The sequence below is a fragment of the Erythrobacter sp. genome (assembly GCF_040217515.1).
In the GTDB taxonomy this organism is placed as follows: Bacteria; Pseudomonadota; Alphaproteobacteria; order Sphingomonadales; family Sphingomonadaceae; genus Erythrobacter.
On record NZ_JAVJPT010000004.1, the window covers coordinates 130,442 to 148,491 of the forward strand.

An 18,050-nucleotide genomic window follows, 5' to 3' on the forward strand; every position below is an offset into this window, starting at 1 on the left:
CGCGCAGGCCACCTGCCGACAGGCGCATCGCTCAGGCTATTGTTTGAATTCAAGGACAGGAGATTGCCCAACCCATGGACGACAAGCCAGCCATCGAGGTTCCGGAAACGCTCGGCGAGGAGATCGGCGGAGCGGGCAAGGCCTATTTCGACGATGTCGTGATCGACAACATCCTCGATGCGCTGCTCGAATTGTCGGCCGCGGTGTGGACCTATCACGACCGGGTCAACGTGCTCGAGACGGTGCTCGCCGAAAAGGGCATCGAGGTTTCGGACGCGATCGAGGCGCATGTCCCCTCGGCCGAGGAAATCGCCCGGCGCGAGAAAGAGCGCATGGCGCTGGTTGACCGTGTTTTCGGAGCCTTCCTGCGCCGCCCGACCCCGCGCGGACCTGCCCCTCTTGCACAGCAGCCTTCAACAGGAGACGACACATGAACCGCGGCATGATCGGGGTCACCCCCCGCCCCACCACGCTGGCCGATGAAAGCTATCTCGAATTCATCACCTCCTTCCGGCGGCTCGCGATCCAGCAGATGTTTCCCAAGGTCGCCGAACACGGCGAGATCCGGCTTGCGCAGGCGATGGAAAGCGGCGCTCTGGAGGCCGAAGACGGCCATGTGCCGCTCACCGAAATCCAGCGTATTTTCGGGGAGAACCCGGTCACGCCTACTTTCCAGCGGTTCGTGCGCACCCAGCAGGAAATGATGTGGCGGCGCACGCGCGAAAGCTTCTTGCGCGATGCCGACACACTGATGGCGTGGATGGAAGAGGCCGCGGCCAAGGCGCCCGAACGGCTCCATATCGAGCCCGGCTTCACCCCGCCCGAATACACCCGCCGCGAAATCCACTGCCAGCCCGGCGGCTATACCGACGATCCGCTCGGCGGGGCGGTATACCATTACGGGACCAAGGTGTTCTACGAGGGCTTCAACGACCAGGACGAACTGCACGCCGAACTGGTCGAACGCGCCACACCGCCTGCCGATGGCAAAGTCGCCCGCGTGCTCGATATCGGCTGCTCGATCGGGCAGGCGACCACCCTGCTCAAGGACCGCTTCCCCGACGCGGAAGTCTGGGGCCTCGATGTCGGGGAGCCGATGATCCGCTATGCCCATGCGCGCGCGCTGGACCATGGCAAGGAGGTCCATTTCAAGCAGGCGCTGGCCGAGGATACGGGCTTCGAGAGCGACAGCTTCGACCTGGTGCTGAGCTACATCGTCTTCCACGAAGTGCCGGTCCAGAAGATGCGCGAAATCCTCGCCGAGACTTACCGAGTGCTGCGCCCGGGCGGATCATTCACGATCTACGAATTCCCGAGCAACGACAAGGGACAGGTCTCCGCTTCGACCCGCTTCCTGGTCGACTATGACAGCCGCAACAATTGCGAGCCCTATTCGCCCGATTTCGTCGCCGCCGATTTCCGCGGTATCATCGCCGAAGCCGGCTTCGAGGTCGCCGATGGCCCCGGCCTCAGCAACGATTTCCTGCAATCGATCGTGGCGACCAAGCCTGCCTGATCAAGCCAGTTCGACGCGCACGGGATCGTAGCTGAAGATCCCGAGCGCGTCCTCGTTCTGCGGCGGATTGTCGCGCAGCGCATAGGGATCGAGGGCCTGCAGCCGATCGCCGCCGAGATTGCTTTCGGCCTGCAGGAAGCCGGCCCGCTCGATCCGGGCGGCTTCGTAGAAGCGCAAGGCCTCGAGCGGTTCCGTCGCCGCCGCGAAGCACCGGCCCAGCACCACCGCGTCCTCGATCGTCGAGCTCGCGCCCTGCCCCATATAGGGCAGCATAGGATGCGCCGCGTCGCCCAGCAGCGCGACCCGGCCTTTTACCCAGCGAGCGAGCGGTTCGCGCACGAACAGGCCCCAGCGATAAAGCGCGTCTTGGGGAATCGCCCCGATCACCGCGTCCACGTAATCCGCCCAGCCTTCGAACAGGGCGGCGAGTTCGGCGGGCCGCGCGCGCGCATTCCAGCTTTCCTCGGCCCATTCGTCCGAGCGGGTAAGCGCGACCATGTTGACGAGCTGCCGCCCGCGCACCGGATAGGTGACGAGGTTCCGGCCCGGCCCGATGTGATTGATGCTGGCAGGCTCGCTCGCGCGCGCCGGAAGCCGGTCCGCCGGGATCAGCGCGCGCCACGCAACATGGCCGGAAAAGCGCGGCTCGGACGAATCGAACAGGCGCTCGCGCACTCCGGAGCGCAGGCCGTCGGCGGCGATGGCAATATCGGCGCGCGCCTCGCGGCCGTCGGCGAAGGCGAGGCGCATCCCGTCCGCGTCTTCATCAAGCCGCGCGAGCGCAGCGCCCATGACGCAATTGCCTGGTCCGAAAGCCTCGACCAGCCCGGCCATCAGGTCGGCGCGGTGAAGCTGGTAATAGGCCGCGCCATAGACCTGCCGTGTTTCCCGCCGGTCGTAACAGAGCAATTCCTCGCCGGTTTTCCAGTGGAACAGAAACTGGTCGAGCGGCTCGTTCGAGGTGCGGGCGAGAAAGTCGCCAAGGCCGAGCGCCTCCAGCCCCTTCACCGCATTAGGGCTCAGCGAAATGCCCGCCCCGACCTCGCCGAATTCCTCGGCGCGTTCGTAGATGACGGGCTCGAATCCGGCCCGGCGCAGGGCGATGCCCGCCGTCAGACCGCCGATTCCGCCGCCGATGATCGCGACTTTCACAGGCTCTCGCGTCACAGCCCGCCCCTCACAATCCGAGTGTCCCGGGATTGAGGATGCCGTTCGGGTCGAGCCGTGCCTTGAGATCGCGCAGCAGCCGCCCCGCCTCGCCCTCGCGCGTTTCGGCATAGGGGTAGAGCCGCCCAAGCTGGAAATGGGTCGCCCCGTGCGCGCGCATCAGGGCAACGATGGCTTCGACCATCTCGCGCACCAGCGCGCGCCCCTCCGGGTTTTCGGGATAATCCTGCGCCACGCCGTCGAGATAGGCGGGGGTCCTGCGGCGGTGATAGAGCATTGCGCTGTCGGGCCAGTAAAAAACCGGCTCGTAGAGCGTCCCCGCGCCCGCCACACCGGCGAAGAATTCGGCGAGCGTCACGCCCGCTGCCTCCATGCGGCTCGCATATTCGGCTTTCAGCGCGCAGTAATCGCGGTGGAAAGAAGCGATCCGGCTGTCGGCGATCACCCCGTGGATCGGCAGCAGGCGGCGACCGTCGGGATGAGTCACCGGAAGCTCGGGAAAGGGCGCGGCGCGAGTGGCGAGCGGCACGGTGTTGACGATCTCGCGCGCCTGGCCCGCCAGCGCCCGGATCGCGGCAAGGCGGCTACGGATTTCGAGGCGGTCGCGCCCCTCGACCACGAAATGGACGGTGTAGAGCGCGCCGTCGAGGAACCGCCGCCCGGCCGCCGCGATCCGGGCCATGCGCGACAGCGCGGCAGGAACGCTTCCGGCCGAACGCCCGATCCGAACCAGCGCCTTCGCATCTTCCTTCAGGTCCGGCGGTCCCGCATTCTGGCGCGCGACCTCTGCGTCCATCGCGATGATCTCGCTCGAAAGCCGCCGCAGGCGCACCTCGCGCAGGAGGTCCGCCATCGTCTCGAATGAATCCACTGCAAAGGATATGCCGTCTACTCGCTCTGGCCGTGGCTCGATCTCGAGCGTGGCGGCGGTCTTGATCCCGAGCGCGCCCGCATCATTGGCGAAGATGCCGGTGATATCGGGTCCGAAATTGCGGTTGAATGGCCCGGTTCCGGCGCTGCCGTCGGATCCGGTGAGCAGAACCTCGCCCGTGCCGGTGACGATCTCGAAGCTTTTGACCGCATTGGCCGACGCGCCCGCCTCGCCCGATCCGAACGTGACCGACCCCTGGCTGAGCGAGCCGCCGACGGTTGCCGTGCCGCCCGACATCGGCCCCCAGAACCGCGCTCTCATGCCCACTTTCGCGAGCGCCTCATCGAGCGCGGCCCAGGTGCAGCCGGCCTCCACGGTGACATTGCCGTCGGCCACGTCCACGCTGCGGATCGCCGCGAGACGGGAAAAATCGAGCACGATCGAGCGGGCGGCGCGCGGCTGGAAAGCCTCGGTGTAGGACATGCCGCCCCCGCGCGGGGCGATCGCTACTGCGTTCCTCGCGCACCAGCGCACCAGCTCGCTCACCTCGGCTCTGGAACCGGGAGACACCAGTGCCAGCGGCAACGCGCCTTCGAAGAACAGGTCCTGCACCGCGAAGCGGCGCTCCTCCTCCTCGGTCACGATCGCTCCCGCGCCGAGCAGTGCCTCCAGCTCTCGAACAAGGGCGGTGTCGCCCGATGCATCATCCGGCGGTGGCGGCGGGGCGGATCGGGGCTGGGCTGACAGTGCCATGGCAGACACCGTGGACAGCCCCCGCATGCGCGGCGAGGGGCTGCGCAGCACTCTCCACCCTTCGGATAAGTCGCCGCATTGTCATGCGTGCGGCACGGCCTGCGCTAGGCCTCTTGGCCATGTCCGACGCGGCGACCAGCCCTGCCGACCTCCCGCCGAGCGCTGCCGCGCCCGGCGCGCGGTCTTTTCCCGCCGAGCACGCTGCGGCACCCCCCCTGCCCTCGCTCTTGCGCGCATGGAGCGTCGTCGCGATCCTCTCGCTCGCCGCGATCGTGAGCTATATCGACCGCCAGGTGCTCAACCTGCTGGTCGAGCCGATCAAGGTGGATCTCGGCCTCAGCGATGTCGAGATCAGCGTGTTGCAGGGCTTCTCGTTCGCGCTACTCTATGCCCTGCTGGCGATCCCGCTTGCGTGGGTGGCCGATCATTCCAACCGCAAATGGGTAATCCTCGGCGGGCTCGTATGCTGGTCGGGCGCGACATTCATGAGCGGCTTCGCGGCCGGTTTCGCGATCCTTTTCCTCGCCCGCATGTTGATCGGCATCGGGGAGGCGACGCTCAGCCCGGCGGGTTTTTCGATGATCGCCGACTATTTCGAAAAGGCACGCCTACCCGCCGCTCTCAGCGTCTTCACGGGATCCGGCTTCGTCGGATCGGGCCTGGCCCTGGTGATCGGCGGAGCGCTCTATGCCGCGCTCGAAGCGGCGGGGCCGGTCACGACCGCGCTCGGCACGTTCCAGCCGTGGCAGATGACCTTTTTCGCAATCGCCATGCTGAGCGTGCCGCTCTTTGGCCTCATCCTGCTTCTCGTGCGCGAGCCTGCGCGCCAGCCCGACACGCTCGCCCCCGCCACTGGCGAGGAACCGTCGGCATTCGAGATCCTCGGCTTTCTTGCCGGCCATGCCCGGGTCTATTTCCCGCTTTTCTTCGGCTTTTCCAGCTTCGCTGCGGCGCAGTTCGGGGTCGGGGCGTGGGCCCCGAGCTTTTTCATCCGCAGCCATGGCTGGACCCAGCTCGAGGTCGGGCAGGCGCTCGGCCCGGTCGTGATGGCGACGGGGCCGCTGGGCGTCGTCGCGGGCGGGTTCCTTGCCGAAAGGCTGCTCATGCGCGGTGTGCGCGATGCGACGCTGAAACTGTCGATGGCGGCAATCGTCATCGCCCTGCCATTCGCCGTCCTTTTCCCGCTCGTCGCGGACGGCGGCCTGTCGCTTGCCCTGCTCGCCGCAGTGCTCGCTTTTGGAACCGTGCCGTTCGGCGCGGGAGTTGCGACCTTCCCGCTCATCACGCCCAACCGGATGCGCGCGCAGGTGATTGCGGTCTACCTGCTGGTCGCCAACCTGCTCGGCTATTCGGCCGGGCCGATCCTCGTCGCCTGGCTGACCGATGCGGTGTTCGCCGATCCGGCCGCGATCAATTTCAGCCTCGCCATCGCTGCACCCGCCGTAATGGTGTGCGGCCTCATCCTCATAGCCGCTGCGCTCGGCCCCTATCGCCGCATGCTGGCGGCCGCCGAAACCCAGGAGACCTGAATCATGGCCGTTATAGACCTCGCTCCCGAAACCCGTTCCTTCATCGGCAGCGACAAGAAAATGCTGATCGGCGGGAGCTGGTCGGACCCGTCGCAGGATGCCGCGATCCCCGTGATCAACCCCGCCGATGGCGAAAACCTCGCCCGGATCGGCGATGCGGCGGAATCCGACGTGGACCGTGCGGTGAAAGCCGCGCGCCATGCCTTCGACGAAGGGCCTTGGCCCGACATGAAGCCGGGCGAGCGCGCGCTGCTCCTGAACCGCATCGCCAATGCTCTCGAAGCGAATGCGGAGCAGCTCGCCCAGCTCGAAACGCTCGACAACGGCAAGCCGATCAATTTCGCGCGGATGGATGTCCAGGCGGCGATCGGCGCGATCCGCTATTACGCCGGCTGGGCCGACAAGATCCACGGCACGACCCACTCGATCGGGATGCCGGGCGAACACCACGTCTACACGATCCGGGAACCCGTCGGCGTCGCCGCGCTGATCGTGCCGTGGAACTATCCGCTGGTCATGGCCGCGATGAAGCTGGGCCCCTGCCTTGCCGCGGGCTGCACCGCCGTGCTGAAGCCCGCCGAGGACACTTCGCTCACCGCCCTGCGGCTGGGCGAAATCATGCTCGAAGCCGGCCTTCCCGAAGGCGTGCTCAACATCGTCACCGGCTACGGCCACACGGTCGGCAATGCGCTGGTGCATCATCCGGGGATCGACAAGATCGCCTTCACCGGATCGACCGCGACCGGCAAGGCCATCGCCCACGCAGCCGCCGAGGGGCTGAAGAAGGTCAGCCTCGAGCTGGGTGGCAAGTCGCCCAACATCATCATGCCCGACGCCGATCTCGAAGCGGCGATCCCCGCGAGCGCGCTCGGCATTTTCTACAATAGCGGCCAGACCTGCACCGCGCCCTCGCGCCTCTATGTTCACGAGGATGTCGCCGACACCGTCATTCAGGGCATTGCCGAATTCGGCCGGAACATGAAGATCGCTCCCGGCCTGGATGAGGAGAGCATGATCGGCCCGCTCGTCAGCCAGAAGCAGTTCGACCGGGTGACAAGCTATGTCCAGAAGGGCGAGGCCGAAGGCGCGGAGATCGTCAGCGGCGGGCGGCGGCACGGCAATACGGGCTATTTCCTCGAACCGACCGTGATCGCGAACACCACTAACGACATGACCGTGGTGCGCGAGGAAATCTTCGGACCCGTCCTCGTCACGCAGACTTTCAAGAGCGAGGACGAGGCCATCGCGCTCGCCAATGACAGCGATTATGGCCTTGCGGGCTGCGTCTGGACCCGGGACATCACCACCGCGCACACGATGGCGAAGAAGGTCAAGGCCGGCATTCTCGGCGTGAACACCGCGATGGGCGCGGACTGGGACGTGCCGCTGGGCGGTTACAAACAGTCGGGCATCGGGCGCGAGAACAGCCGCGAGGGGCTGGAACTCTATCTCAACACGAAATCGGTCTTCGCCCAGCTCAAGTCGGCATGGTGAACGCAGCGACCGAAACGCGCCGGGTCGATATCGGCCCCGAACCCGGCGAGGTGGAGATCCACGCCGAGATAACGGGAAGCGGCCCGCCGGTGCTGTTGGTCGCCGGGCTCGGCGGGCGCGGGGCGTTCTGGTCGGAGCAGGTCGCGGCTTTCGCGGCGGACTTCACGGTCATCACCTTCGACCATCGTGGCTGCGGCAATTCCACCCCCGACAAGGTCGTCTACGGTGCTGAGCACATGGCAAAGGACGTGCTCGCGCTGATGGACGGACTCGGGCTCGAGAAGGTCATGCTGGTCGGCCATTCGACCGGCGGGGCGATCGGGCAGCATATCGCGCTCTCGCACCCCGAGCGGCTGGAACGCCTCGTCCTGTCGTGCAGCTGGGCGGGGCCGGACACCTATCTCACCGAACTGTTCCGCACCCGGCGCGAGATCCTCATCTCCTGCGGCCCGCTCGCCTATCTGACCACCGGCACCTACCTCGCCATGCCGAGCCGCTATCTCCAGCCGCAGATGAAAAGCGCGCGCACCTTCATGGAGGAACGCCTCGCCGCCTTTCCGGGGCTGGAGGTGGAGCTGTCGCGGATCAACGCGGTCTACACGCACGATTTGCGCAGCCGCCTCCACGAAATCACGGTCCCGACGTTCTGCATCGGCGCGCTGGACGACCAGATCACCCCGCCCGGCTTCACTCGGGAACTCGCCCGGCTGATCCCGGACGCTAGCGAGCACCTGCTCGATCACGGCGGCCACTTCTGCCCCCGTGTCGTCACCGAGGTGTATAACCAGGCCGTGCTGCAATTCCTGAAAGGCTGATTGGAGGCCCTTATGGCAAGCGAACCCGCTCCGCACCCGCCCATCGGACACATCACGAAAGGCCGCTCGGTCATCGTCGGCCCGGACGAAGGCCGCTCGCTGTGGCAGCCGATGCCGAGCCGGGGCTATGTCAACGTCAATCTTACTCCGGACAACATGCCCTACGACACGTTTTCGTCCGGCATCCAAGTCATGCCTCCGGGCGGAATGGTGCGCGAACACGGGCACAAACAGAACCACGAGCTCGTCTTCGTCTACGAAGGCACGGGCGAAGTCGATATCGACGGCGAGGTGACCGCCTTCGGCCCCGGCACGACGATCCTGTTCGCGCGCAATTGCACCCACTGGATCAAGAACACCGGCGAAACGGACATGAAGATGTTCTGGGTCTTCTTCCCCCCGGGACTGGAGGACTGGTTCTACGCCATCGGGCGCGACCGCACCCCGGGCGAGGACATGCCCGAACCCTTCGACCGACCCGATAACGTGCAGGAAGTCATGGCGAAGATGCGCTTCCTGCCGCCGCGTTCGCAGGGCTAGGCCATGCGCATCATACCGCAATCCGCGGTCGAGCGGCTGCTCCCGGTCGATGCCTGCGTGCCCGTCATGCGCGAGGCGATGATCGCGGTCTCGCGGCGCGATGTCTCGCTGCCTATCCGCCAGTTCATGCCCGTCCCCGGCGCGGCGGGAAAGCTCGCGCTGATGCCCGGTTCGCTTCACACGGCGGGCGAGGCGGCGGATGCGAGCTTCGGGATCAAGCTGGTGTGCAAGTACGAACGCCCGCACGATGACCCGCTCGGCACGCATGTCGGCATGGTGATGCTGTTCGACAGCTCCAAAGGCGTGCCGCTCGCCATGGTCGAAGGCGCCTCGCTGACTGCGATCCGAACCTCGGCGGCGAGCGCGCTGGCAACGGACCTGCTGGCGCGCGAGGACGCGAAAACGCTCGCGATCATCGGCAATGGCGAACAGGCGATGCGCCATATCGCCGCCATGCTGGCGGTGCGCGATATCGAAAGCGTGCGCGTGTGGGGGCGCGACGGGCAGCGCGCTGCGGCCTTCGCCGAGAGCGCGGCCGCGCGTTTCGATGTGCCCGTCGAAACCGCGTCCAGCGCCGCGCGAGCGGTTGCCGGAGCCGACATCGTGTGCACCACGACATCGGCCAAGGAGCCGGTTCTCGCCGGGGCGGATCTCGAACCGGGCCAACATGTCAATCTCGTCGGGTCGGCCATCCCCACCACCGCGGAAATCGACCACGAAGCGGTCCGCCGGATGCGCTTTTACGTCGATTACCGCGAGGCGGCGATGGCGGCGGCGGGCGAGCTTCTCGCCGCCATCGAGGCAGGCGTCGTTACCGAGGACCATATCCTTGCCGAGATCGGCGAGGTCGCTCAGGATCCGGCGCTCGGGCGCGGCTCTGCCGGGGACATCACCTGCTACAAATCATTGGGCGTCGCCGCGCAGGACCTTGCCGCGGCGCATGCCGTCTGGCGCGCGGCCGAGGCGCAGGGGTTCGGCAGCGAAATCGACCTGCTCGCCTGAGCGTCACCCTCCCGAAAAAGAAAGGGGGCGGCACCGATCCCCCGGTGCCGCCCCCTCTTGTCGCCCGCCCGAAGGCGCGCGGGTTCAGAAATCCGCCGTCGCGGTCACACCGATCGTGCGCCGTTCGCCGAAGAACTGCCCGTAAGTGTTGCCGAAAGGCAGGACCACGATGAAGGCATTGGCGGTATAGGTGTTGTCGAGCAGGTTGCGCGCCCACAGCCGGATCGAATAGCGATCATCGAAGGTCACGCCCGCGCTCGCATTGACGAGGAAGCGATCGGGAATGATCGACAGGTTCGCGCTGTCGCCGAAGAATTCGCTCTGCCAACTGGTGTCGCCGCGCAGGAAATAGCTGTTCCCGTCGCCGAATTCGCCATCCCACTGCGCCCCGAAGGAGGCCTGGGTCGGCGGCGTGCGCTCGACCTCATTGCCGCCGATATTGCCGTTCGCATTGCACACGATATTGTCGCACGGAACCGTCACCCCGGGCGTGCCGCGGCTGAAACGGCTGTCGACCGTATCATCGCCATAGGTCGCCTCGGTGTGGCTGAAGGTCGCATCGAGGCTGAGATTGTCGGTCGCCTGCCAGCGGGTGGCCAGTTCGATCCCGTAGACTTCGGCATCGCCAAGATTGACGGTGATGTTGGGCACGTTCGGATCGTTGGGATTGGCCGGGTCCTCGTCCGCCGCGTTGATCTGGATATCTTGCCAGTCGGTGTAGAAGACCGAGGCGTTGAAGATCAGGTCGCCGTTCAGGAACGCGCTCTTGATGCCCGCTTCGTAGGTCCAGTTGGTTTCCGGATCGAAAGTGCGATCTTCGACCTGCCGGGCGGTGACGTTGAAGCCCCCCGCCTTGGCCCCGCGCGCGGCGGTGGCGAAGAGCAGGACATCGGCGCTCGCCTCGTATTCAACCGTGAAACGCGGGGTGAATTCGTCGAACGTCTCGTTCAGCGTGACCGCGCGGCGGTTGTCGTCGGCGGTGATCTCGGTCTCCGAATAGCGCGCCTCAGCGCCCAGCGTCAGCCGCCCGTCGGCCGAGGTCCAGTAGAATTCGCCGAAGACCGAGACGACTTCGGTGCGGGTGTTCTCGTCGGCCAACAGGATGTTGAACGGGCCGGCCAGGTTCGAACTGGGAACAGGGGTGCCGAGCAGCGGCTGGAAATTGTTCGCATCGGTGATCGGTTGCAGGTTGATGCTCGAGAACTGGTTGGAGTCCGTCCCGTCCGAGATGAACCCGCCGACCGAGGCACGGATCGAGGAATTGTCGAATGTCAGCCGCGCTTCGTGCGTGTCGTAGTCGATGCTGCCGACCGGGGTCTGCTGGAAGTTGCACAGCGGGGCGACGATATTGACGAGCGTGCCGCAATTGATCGGGTCCGGTTCCCCGCTGGTGCCGATGTTCACATCGCCGTTCACGTTGCCGAAAATGTAGTTGAAGGTGAGGTCGCTGGTGATCTCGGCATTGATTTCGGCCCGGAAAATACCGGTCTGCGACTGGTTGGCGAAGCTGCGCGGATCGAGCGCGATCGCATCGGCAGGATCGGGAAATTCACCCACCAGCAGCGGGAAACTGCCGAAACGCAGCGCGCCCGCATTGGTGATCGGCGTGAGAGCGAGGCTCTGTTCGGGATCGAGGATGCCGCCGGTGCTATCTCCGAAATAGCGCGAGGCGCGCCCTTCCTGGCTGATGTCGAAATAATTGTAGGACGCAGCGACGGTGACGCCCGGCGTGATTTCGGCGATGGCGCTGACCGACACCGCCTCGTTGTCCCAGCCGCCGGCATTGCCATCGGTGCTCGGCCCGTCGATGTCGAGACTGTCGGCAAAGGGATGGACGTTGTCCCAGGTCCCGTCGAAGCTCGAGGAATTGTAGCTCGCCGCAAGCGCGAAATTATCGGTCACGGAGAAATTGAGAAAGGCCCCGAAATCGTAGCGTTCATCGGTCCCGACGGTCCCGGTGATCTCACCTTCGATGTCGCCGGTCATCTGCGCTTTTTTGGGGATATAGTTGATCGCACCCGAAAAGGCGTTCCGGCCGTAGCGGGCGCTTTGCGGACCCTTGACGATCTCGATCCGCGACAGGTTGACCGTGCCGATATCGACCGCCCACGAGCGCGGGATGTAGATCCCGTCGAAAAAGGTCGAGACGTTGGATTCCAGCGCGGTCACGCGGGTTGTCGCCTGCCCGCGGATGACGGGCTGGGCAAAACCGCCGGAGAAATCCTCGAAGCTGAAGCCGGGCGTGAAGCGCGCGACGTCGTCGAGTTCCTGCAAGCCGCGGCGGTCGATGTCCTCTTCGCCGAAAGCGGTGATGGCGATGGGAACGTCCTGGATATCCTCCGCCCGGCTGCGCGCGGTGACGATGATGGTCGGCGTGTTCGGCGTTTCCGCGTCCTCGGCCATTTCATTGTCCTGCGCGAAAACGGCCTGCGGTGCGGCGAGCGCAAGGCTCGCGGCGAGCGCGCCGATGCTTGTCCCCCGTGTGAAACGGACCATGATGTTCCCCCGTTATTGAATGTTTCGCGACACCGGATGCAAAAATGGGGGCTTGAGCGAAGACATGTCGCGGCGATGGGTTCAATTTCTCCGACTGGCGGTCAAATCAGGGTCATCGACCTGAAGCGTCCATGCAACAGGCTAGGTTCGAAGGATGGCAAAAGGGGTTCCGCATCTGAACATGAGGCATGTCGCGCATCCCGCGATTGCCGGCTCGCACCTTGCCCGCCTGATGGCGGCGAGCGCCGCCTTTGCGCTTGCGGTCGCCGTCCAGGCGCAGGACGCAGGCAAACAGGGCAGCGCAACAAACGCCAAAGACGCGCAGGAGATCGCCGCGCCCACCCCCGCACCCGCCGCCATGGCATCGGCCGACAATCGCACGACCTACCCGGCCGAGGACGAGGCGCTCTACGAGGCGCGTTTCAACCGCCTGCTCGAAGCCGCACGAACCGGGGCAGGGCTCGCCTCCTACGATCCGCTAGAACCGGTCGCGGGGGCCGAGAATGCCCGCCCCCTGCCGATGGCCGACGAACCGGCCCTGTCGGCAGAGGCGCTGGCAAAGGCCGAAAGCTACGCCGCCGCGCGCAATTCCAATGCCTTCATCGTGGTGAAGGACGGCATCGTCCAGCATGAACGCTATTTCGGCGATACGGACCGCACCACGCCGATCGTCTCGCGCTCGCTCGCCAAGCCCGTCACCGCGCTGCTCGTCGGGCGAGCGATCGTCGAGGGACATATCGAATCGCTCGACCAGCCGGTCGCGGATTTCATCACCGAGTGGCAGGGCGATCCCGCGCGCGAAAAGATCCTCGTGCGGCACCTGCTCGACATGCGCACCGGGCTCCTGCCGCAAGGCTTCTCGCGCGAGCCGCAGGACATCCTCAACCGCGCCTATCTCCACCCGCGCCACGACGAAGTGATCATCAACGATTACCCGGTCACGCACGAGGCGGGCACGCGCTACGAGTATTCCAACGCCAATGCCGAACTCGTCGCCCCCGTCATCGAACGGGCGACGGGCATGCGCTATTCCGAATATCTGACCGAGGCGCTGCTCGAGCCGATCGGGGCGATGGGCGGCGAGGTCTGGGTCAATCGCGAGGGCGGGACGGCCCATTCGGGCTGCTGCCTGCTGCTTCCGGCGCAAAGCTGGGTGCGCATGGCGATGCTGGTTATGAATGATGGCATGTGGGAGGGCGAACGCCTGCTGCCCGAAGGGTATGCCGAGGCGATGCGCACGGCGACCGAGCAGAACCCGCATTACGGCATGGGCGTGTGGGTCGCGGGTCCTTACGTGGAAAAGCGCGGCTTCGCCCATCCCAGCGTGCCCTACGGCAAGGTCGACCATGCCGAGCCCTATCTCGACCGCGATCTCGCCTTGTTCGACGGCAATGCCAACCAAGTCGTCTACATGATCCCGTCACAGGACATGATCGTGCTGCGCACCGGCAATGCACCGCCCAAGGATGCTCCATGGGACAACACCGTCCTTCCCAACCTGCTGATCCGCGACGCGGCCGCCCGGACCGGCGAGCCGCTGCCCGAACCACAAGCAGTGCCCGGTAAAGCAAAGAGCGCAAGGACCCGCTGATGGCCACCACCGCCGCCCCGATCCCGGCCGACGAGGCTCCGGCCCCTTCGGCGAAGCTGCCCTTCTCGCTGAAGCTCGGCTGGGGCTCGGGCGCGTTCGGCATCTCGTTGCTGATGAACGGGATTTCGGGCCTGATCCTGCTATTCGCGGCAAGCATCCTGCAGATCGAACCGGCCATTGCCGGGACCGTGATCTTCCTTGCCAAGCTCATCGACGTCGTCACCGATCCGGTGGTCGGGGTGTGGAGCGACCGGTTCGAATCCCCGCGCGGGCGGCGCCGACCGTTCCTGTTCTGGGGCGCGATCATGGCCGCGGCAAGCTTCGCGCTGATTTTCACCACGCCGATGCTCGGCAATCAGTACCTGACCGCGCTCTACCTGTTCATCGTGCTGAGTTTCTACGCGATCGGCTATACGATCTACAACATCCCCTACATGGCGATGCCCGCCGAAATGACCGAGGATTATCACGAACGCTCCTCGATCCATGCGTTCCGCATGGTGTTCGTGTCATTGGGCTCGCTGGTCGCGGGTGCGGGCGTCAAGGTGGTGCTCGAACGGCTGGGCAAGACCGAGGCGGAAAGCTGGGCGATCGTCGGGCTGATTTGCGCCGCGCTGATCTTTGCCAGCCTGATGACCGCCTATTTCGCAACCCGCGTCGCGCGCTTTACCACCAGCGAGCGCAAATCGACCAAGAGCAATATGAGCCAGCTGGTCGAGGAATTCGGCGCGGTGAAACAGAATCGCGATTTCCTGCGTCTCATCTCGGTCAAGTTCGCGCAATTGCTGGGCGTGCAGACGACTGCGGCGGCTTTCGCCTATTTCTTCGTGCAGAGCCTCGGGCGCAATTTCGATGTGCTCGCGATCTTCGGCGTGACCGTGACCGCCTCGACCATCATCTGCGCGCCGCTCTTGGTGCGCCTGTCGCGCCGGATCGGCAAGAAGAACGCCTATTACCTCGCCGCCGGGACGAACGTGCTTTACGCGCTGAGCTGGTCGCTCGCGGGGGAAGGCGAGCCGATCTGGGCGATCGTGGTGCGCGGCGCGATTGTCGGCCTTGCATTCAGCGGCAATGTCGTGATGGCGATGAGCATGCTGACCGACATCATCAATGCCGATGCAGAGCGCACCGGCGTTCGCCGCGAGGGGGCCTTCACCGCGCTCTACAGCTTCGTCGAGAAGCTGACCGGCGCGATCGGCCCGTTGATCGTCGGCTTCGCGCTGTCCTTTGCCGGGTTCGACAATTCCCTGCCCTTCGACGTGCCGCAGGGCGGGAATGTCGACACGGCGCTGCTGATTTCGGTATCGTGGCTCCCAGCGGTGTTCGGCGTGATCGCAATGGCATTGCTGGCGGGATACCGGCTGAGCGAAGCGGATTTTGAACCCAAGGAAGGAGCGCAAGCGTGACGACACCTTTCCAGGACCCCAGGCTGCGCCAGCGCGGGCGCGCCTCGGTCGATTTCCTCGCCGGAATGGCGGCGGCTTCCGGTCCCGTCCGGGCGAAGGTCGATGCGGCTATCGCGGACACAGTGCCCGATCCCGAGGCCCTCCCCGAGGATCTCGACGAACGGCTCGTGCACATGGACGCAGCTCTCGCCGATTGCCCCGCCTATCCGGTCCAGCAATTGCTCGGCGACTGGCACGGGCGGATGCACGGACGCATTTCGGCCGAAGCTTTCGAGGAAGTCCAAGGCGACCTCGCCCCGCTGTTCGAGGCAGCCAGCCAGGGGCCCGCGACCCTGCGGCTCGATCCGGACATGAAAGCGCCCGACTATTGGGACGGCGTGCATTTCCACCGCACCACCGGCGGCTGGGAAGGGCACGAAAACATGGGCTACATTCACGGCGAGATCATCCACAAGAAGCTCGTCGGGCGATTCTTTCCCGGCGGCATCTTCCAGCAGCGCCGCGATGTCGCCGCGATGGCCCCTCGGACAAGCTATGCCCGCATCCTCGACATGGGGTGTTCCTCGGGCCACTTCACCACCGCGCTGGCCGAGACATACCCGGACGCGCAGATCGTCGGCGTCGACCTGTCGGCCCGGATGCTCGAACATGCCTGGCGCACGGCGAATGCGAATGGCTGGAACTGGCAGCTTTCCCAGCAGCCGGCCGAAGCAACCGATTTCGCGGATGAAAGCTTCGATCTCGTCGCGAGCTACATCATTCTCCACGAAATGCCCGCCGACGCGATCCGCAAGGTCTTCGCCGAGGCTTTCCGCGTGCTCGAGCCTGGCGGCGACATGATCATGAGCGATGTCACGCGCTATTCCGACATGGACAAGCTCGCCGTGTGGAAGGCCGACCGCGGCGCGATGTTCGGGGGCGAGCCGCACTGGCGCGAAAGCGCGAGCCTCGATCTCGAGGCGGTCGCGCGCGAAGCCGGCTTCGAGGGGGTGACCAGCAGCGGTCCCTACCCCTATGTCATCCAGGGGCGGAAACCGGCCGCATGAAGGACCCGCGCGATTTCAACACGCCCGATAACCAGATCCTCGGGCCGGAGCACGTCGACAACCTCGCGCGGGCCGTGCTTTCGCTGACGCGCGAAGTCGCGGTCTTGACCGACCGGGTGATGGTGATCGAAACGCTGCTCGAACGCGAAGGCGTCGTCACTGTCGAGGCGATCGACACGTTCGAGCCGGACGAAGCCTTCCAGAAGCGGATCGACGGCGCCATGGCGACGATAACCGCAGGCGTGGTCGCGGCGCTCCAGGGCGCCGACCGGGACTAACCCCTCAGCGCCAGCGCGCTTGCCGCCGCGCCAAGGGCGAGCGAGCCGATCCCTGCCATTTTCAGCCGCGCGTCGGTCTGCTCGATCGCGGCGCGCATCTCGCCATAGGTGAGATCGGGGTCCTGCGTGAGGAAGAAGCCGGGACGGGCGAACACCTGCGGGGCCACCGCGTTGAGCCCGCGGCGCAGCATGAACCCCGCGATCCAGCGCCGCATCGCCCAGGGGCGATGATTGTATTGCTCGGGAAAGACATGCGTCACCAGCCAGCACAGGTCGCGCGCTTCGGGCAGGCGCTCCCCGGCATAGGCGGTGAGCGCGCTGTCGAGGTCGCTCTCCGCCTCGAGATGGTGGGCCAGCCTGTCCACGTCCTGCAGCGCGGAATTGACCCCCAGCCCGAGATCGGGGGGGAAGGCGTGCGCCGCATCGCCCACCAGCAGGGCATGGCTGCGCGCCCCGGCGCCCTGCTCGCCCTCACCGAAGGATGCCAGCAGTTCGCGCGCATATTGCGGAGCGGGGAAGGCGCCCGCTTCGAGCGACACGAAATCCTCCGCCTCTTCGCGGCTCACCAGCTCGCGTATGGCAAGCTGGGGGAAGGAATCCTCGAGGAAGGCGAACAAATCGTCCGCCGTCGCCAGCTTCCAGAGTTCATGGTCCGCCTCGCGGATCATGTTGACACTGCGCGGATGGCTCGCATCGGCCACCGGGAAAGCGAACAGGGCGCAGGCCTTCGTGCGCTCCTTGTGGCGCGAGGGCAGGATGTAGCTCATCGCCGGGTCGTCCACTTCGGCCCCGCCCTTCGTCGCGAAACGCGAGGGCAGGTTGAGCACCTTGTAGCGCAGACCCGTCGACAGCGAGGGCGTTGCGATCATTTCGAAACGCGCAGGATCGGTTCCGGGCATGGCCGACAGCCCGGCGCGGATCGCGGAATTGAGCCCGTCGCAGGCGAGAACCAGCGTCGGCTCGAAAGTTTCGGTGCGGCCCTCGCCGTCCTCGACCTCGACCGAAAGCCCGCCAGCCTCGCTGCGTGAGAGCCCTGCGGCCTTGTGTCCATAGAGCAGCCGCACCCGCTCGCTCGCAAGGTCCCCGATCGCCTCGTAGAGCATGGTCAGCAGCGCGCGGCGCGTTGTCCAGTAACAGACGGGCCGGCCCGGATCGATGATCGGCACGCCTTTCGTCTCGGCCTTGCCATCGGGAGTGATCGTCGTCGCGGTGAATTCGCGCGTCGCCACCCCAACCGGCGGCAGACGGTCCAGTATCCCGAGCCTCTCGAACAGCCGCTGCGAACGCTTGTCGACGAGGTAGTTGAAGCTCTTGTTCTTCTCGAAATCGGAAGGGCCCGCGCGGCGTTCGGCAAGCACGATCTCGTCCCAGCCGAGCCGGTCGAACAGCAGCGCTGCCGCCAGCCCCGCCGGACCGCCACCGCTGATCAGGACAGAGCGTTTCGTCATGGACGCAAAAGCTACCAGATCGCCCGCGCACGCCGCTGCGGCGCTCGGCGCTATTCGACTGGCGGACACTGGCCGCGCAGGCGGTCCGGCCGTGCGCC

At 65.9% G+C, this 18,050-nt stretch carries 14 protein-coding genes and 1 pseudogene; 11 read left to right on the plus strand and 4 right to left on the minus strand.

The window, feature by feature from the left end; genetic code table 11:
* Positions 1-74: 74 nt before the first annotated feature.
* Together RIB52_RS04630 and RIB52_RS04635 are read left to right on the plus strand one after the other, a co-directional pair.
* A complete protein-coding gene (locus tag RIB52_RS04630) occupies positions 75-434 on the plus strand; it encodes a hypothetical protein (RefSeq protein WP_350173403.1) in 360 nt (119 codons plus the stop codon).
* Complete coding sequence (locus RIB52_RS04635) at positions 431-1,516, plus strand: class I SAM-dependent methyltransferase (RefSeq protein WP_350173405.1); 1,086 nt, start codon at positions 431-433, stop codon at positions 1,514-1,516. Before RIB52_RS04630 ends, RIB52_RS04635 begins: the two co-directional genes overlap by 4 nt.
* Here the strand turns inward: RIB52_RS04635 and RIB52_RS04640 are convergent, their stop codons facing one another.
* Together RIB52_RS04640 and RIB52_RS04645 are read right to left on the minus strand one after the other, a co-directional pair.
* Positions 1,517-2,683: an FAD-dependent monooxygenase gene (locus RIB52_RS04640; RefSeq protein ID WP_350173407.1), complete on the minus strand. Its 1,167-nt coding sequence runs from the start codon at positions 2,681-2,683 to the stop codon at positions 1,517-1,519.
* A 10-nt stretch (positions 2,684-2,693) separates the two neighbouring features.
* Complete coding sequence (locus RIB52_RS04645) at positions 2,694-4,307, minus strand: FAD-binding oxidoreductase (RefSeq protein ID WP_350173409.1); 1,614 nt, start codon at positions 4,305-4,307, stop codon at positions 2,694-2,696.
* Between the two features lie 119 nt (positions 4,308-4,426).
* Here RIB52_RS04645 and RIB52_RS04650 point away from each other — a divergent pair, with 119 nt between their 5' ends.
* Genes RIB52_RS04650 through RIB52_RS04670 form a run of 5 tightly spaced genes read left to right on the plus strand, consistent with a single transcriptional unit; the run spans position 4,427 to position 9,687 of the window.
* Complete coding sequence (locus RIB52_RS04650) at positions 4,427-5,836, plus strand: MFS transporter (RefSeq protein WP_350173411.1); 1,410 nt, start codon at positions 4,427-4,429, stop codon at positions 5,834-5,836.
* A 3-nt stretch (positions 5,837-5,839) separates the two neighbouring features.
* Positions 5,840-7,330 (plus strand): aldehyde dehydrogenase family protein, encoded by a 1,491-nt coding sequence (locus tag RIB52_RS04655; RefSeq protein WP_350173413.1) that lies wholly within the window; start codon positions 5,840-5,842, stop codon positions 7,328-7,330.
* Positions 7,324-8,145 (plus strand): alpha/beta fold hydrolase, encoded by an 822-nt coding sequence (locus RIB52_RS04660; protein WP_350173415.1) that lies wholly within the window; start codon positions 7,324-7,326, stop codon positions 8,143-8,145. Before RIB52_RS04655 ends, RIB52_RS04660 begins: the two co-directional genes overlap by 7 nt.
* 12 nt (positions 8,146-8,157) lie before the next feature.
* Positions 8,158-8,685: a cupin domain-containing protein gene (locus tag RIB52_RS04665; RefSeq protein ID WP_350173417.1), complete on the plus strand. Its 528-nt coding sequence runs from the start codon at positions 8,158-8,160 to the stop codon at positions 8,683-8,685.
* A gap of 3 nt (positions 8,686-8,688) precedes the next feature.
* Complete coding sequence (locus tag RIB52_RS04670; RefSeq protein WP_350173419.1) at positions 8,689-9,687, plus strand: ornithine cyclodeaminase family protein; 999 nt, start codon at positions 8,689-8,691, stop codon at positions 9,685-9,687.
* Positions 9,688-9,771: 84 nt separating this feature from the next.
* On the opposite strand, the gene RIB52_RS04675 is transcribed toward RIB52_RS04670, so the two are convergent.
* Entirely contained in the window at positions 9,772-12,183 is a 2,412-nt protein-coding gene (locus RIB52_RS04675) for a TonB-dependent receptor (protein ID WP_350173421.1), read from the minus strand.
* 520 nt (positions 12,184-12,703) lie between these two features.
* Between RIB52_RS04675 and RIB52_RS14805 the strand changes: the two are divergent.
* The 4 genes and pseudogenes from RIB52_RS14805 to RIB52_RS04695 form a co-directional block, all read left to right on the plus strand.
* A pseudogene (locus RIB52_RS14805) lies at positions 12,704-13,249 on the plus strand (serine hydrolase domain-containing protein); the annotation flags it as partial.
* 524 nt (positions 13,250-13,773) lie between these two features.
* Complete coding sequence (locus RIB52_RS04685; protein WP_350173425.1) at positions 13,774-15,180, plus strand: MFS transporter; 1,407 nt, start codon at positions 13,774-13,776, stop codon at positions 15,178-15,180.
* A complete protein-coding gene (locus RIB52_RS04690; RefSeq protein WP_350173427.1) occupies positions 15,177-16,226 on the plus strand; it encodes a class I SAM-dependent methyltransferase in 1,050 nt (349 codons plus the stop codon). The genes RIB52_RS04685 and RIB52_RS04690 overlap by 4 nt, the downstream gene beginning before the upstream one ends.
* On the plus strand, positions 16,223-16,504 hold the full coding sequence (locus tag RIB52_RS04695; RefSeq protein WP_350173429.1) for a hypothetical protein: 282 nt from the start codon (positions 16,223-16,225) through the stop codon (positions 16,502-16,504). The genes RIB52_RS04690 and RIB52_RS04695 overlap by 4 nt, the downstream gene beginning before the upstream one ends.
* On the opposite strand, the gene RIB52_RS04700 is transcribed toward RIB52_RS04695, so the two are convergent.
* Positions 16,501-17,952, minus strand: a complete 1,452-nt coding sequence (locus tag RIB52_RS04700; protein WP_350173431.1) for an FAD-dependent oxidoreductase — start codon at positions 17,950-17,952, stop codon at positions 16,501-16,503. The two genes, RIB52_RS04695 and RIB52_RS04700, sit on opposite strands and share 4 nt — an antisense overlap.
* Positions 17,953-18,050: the final 98 nt, after the last annotated feature.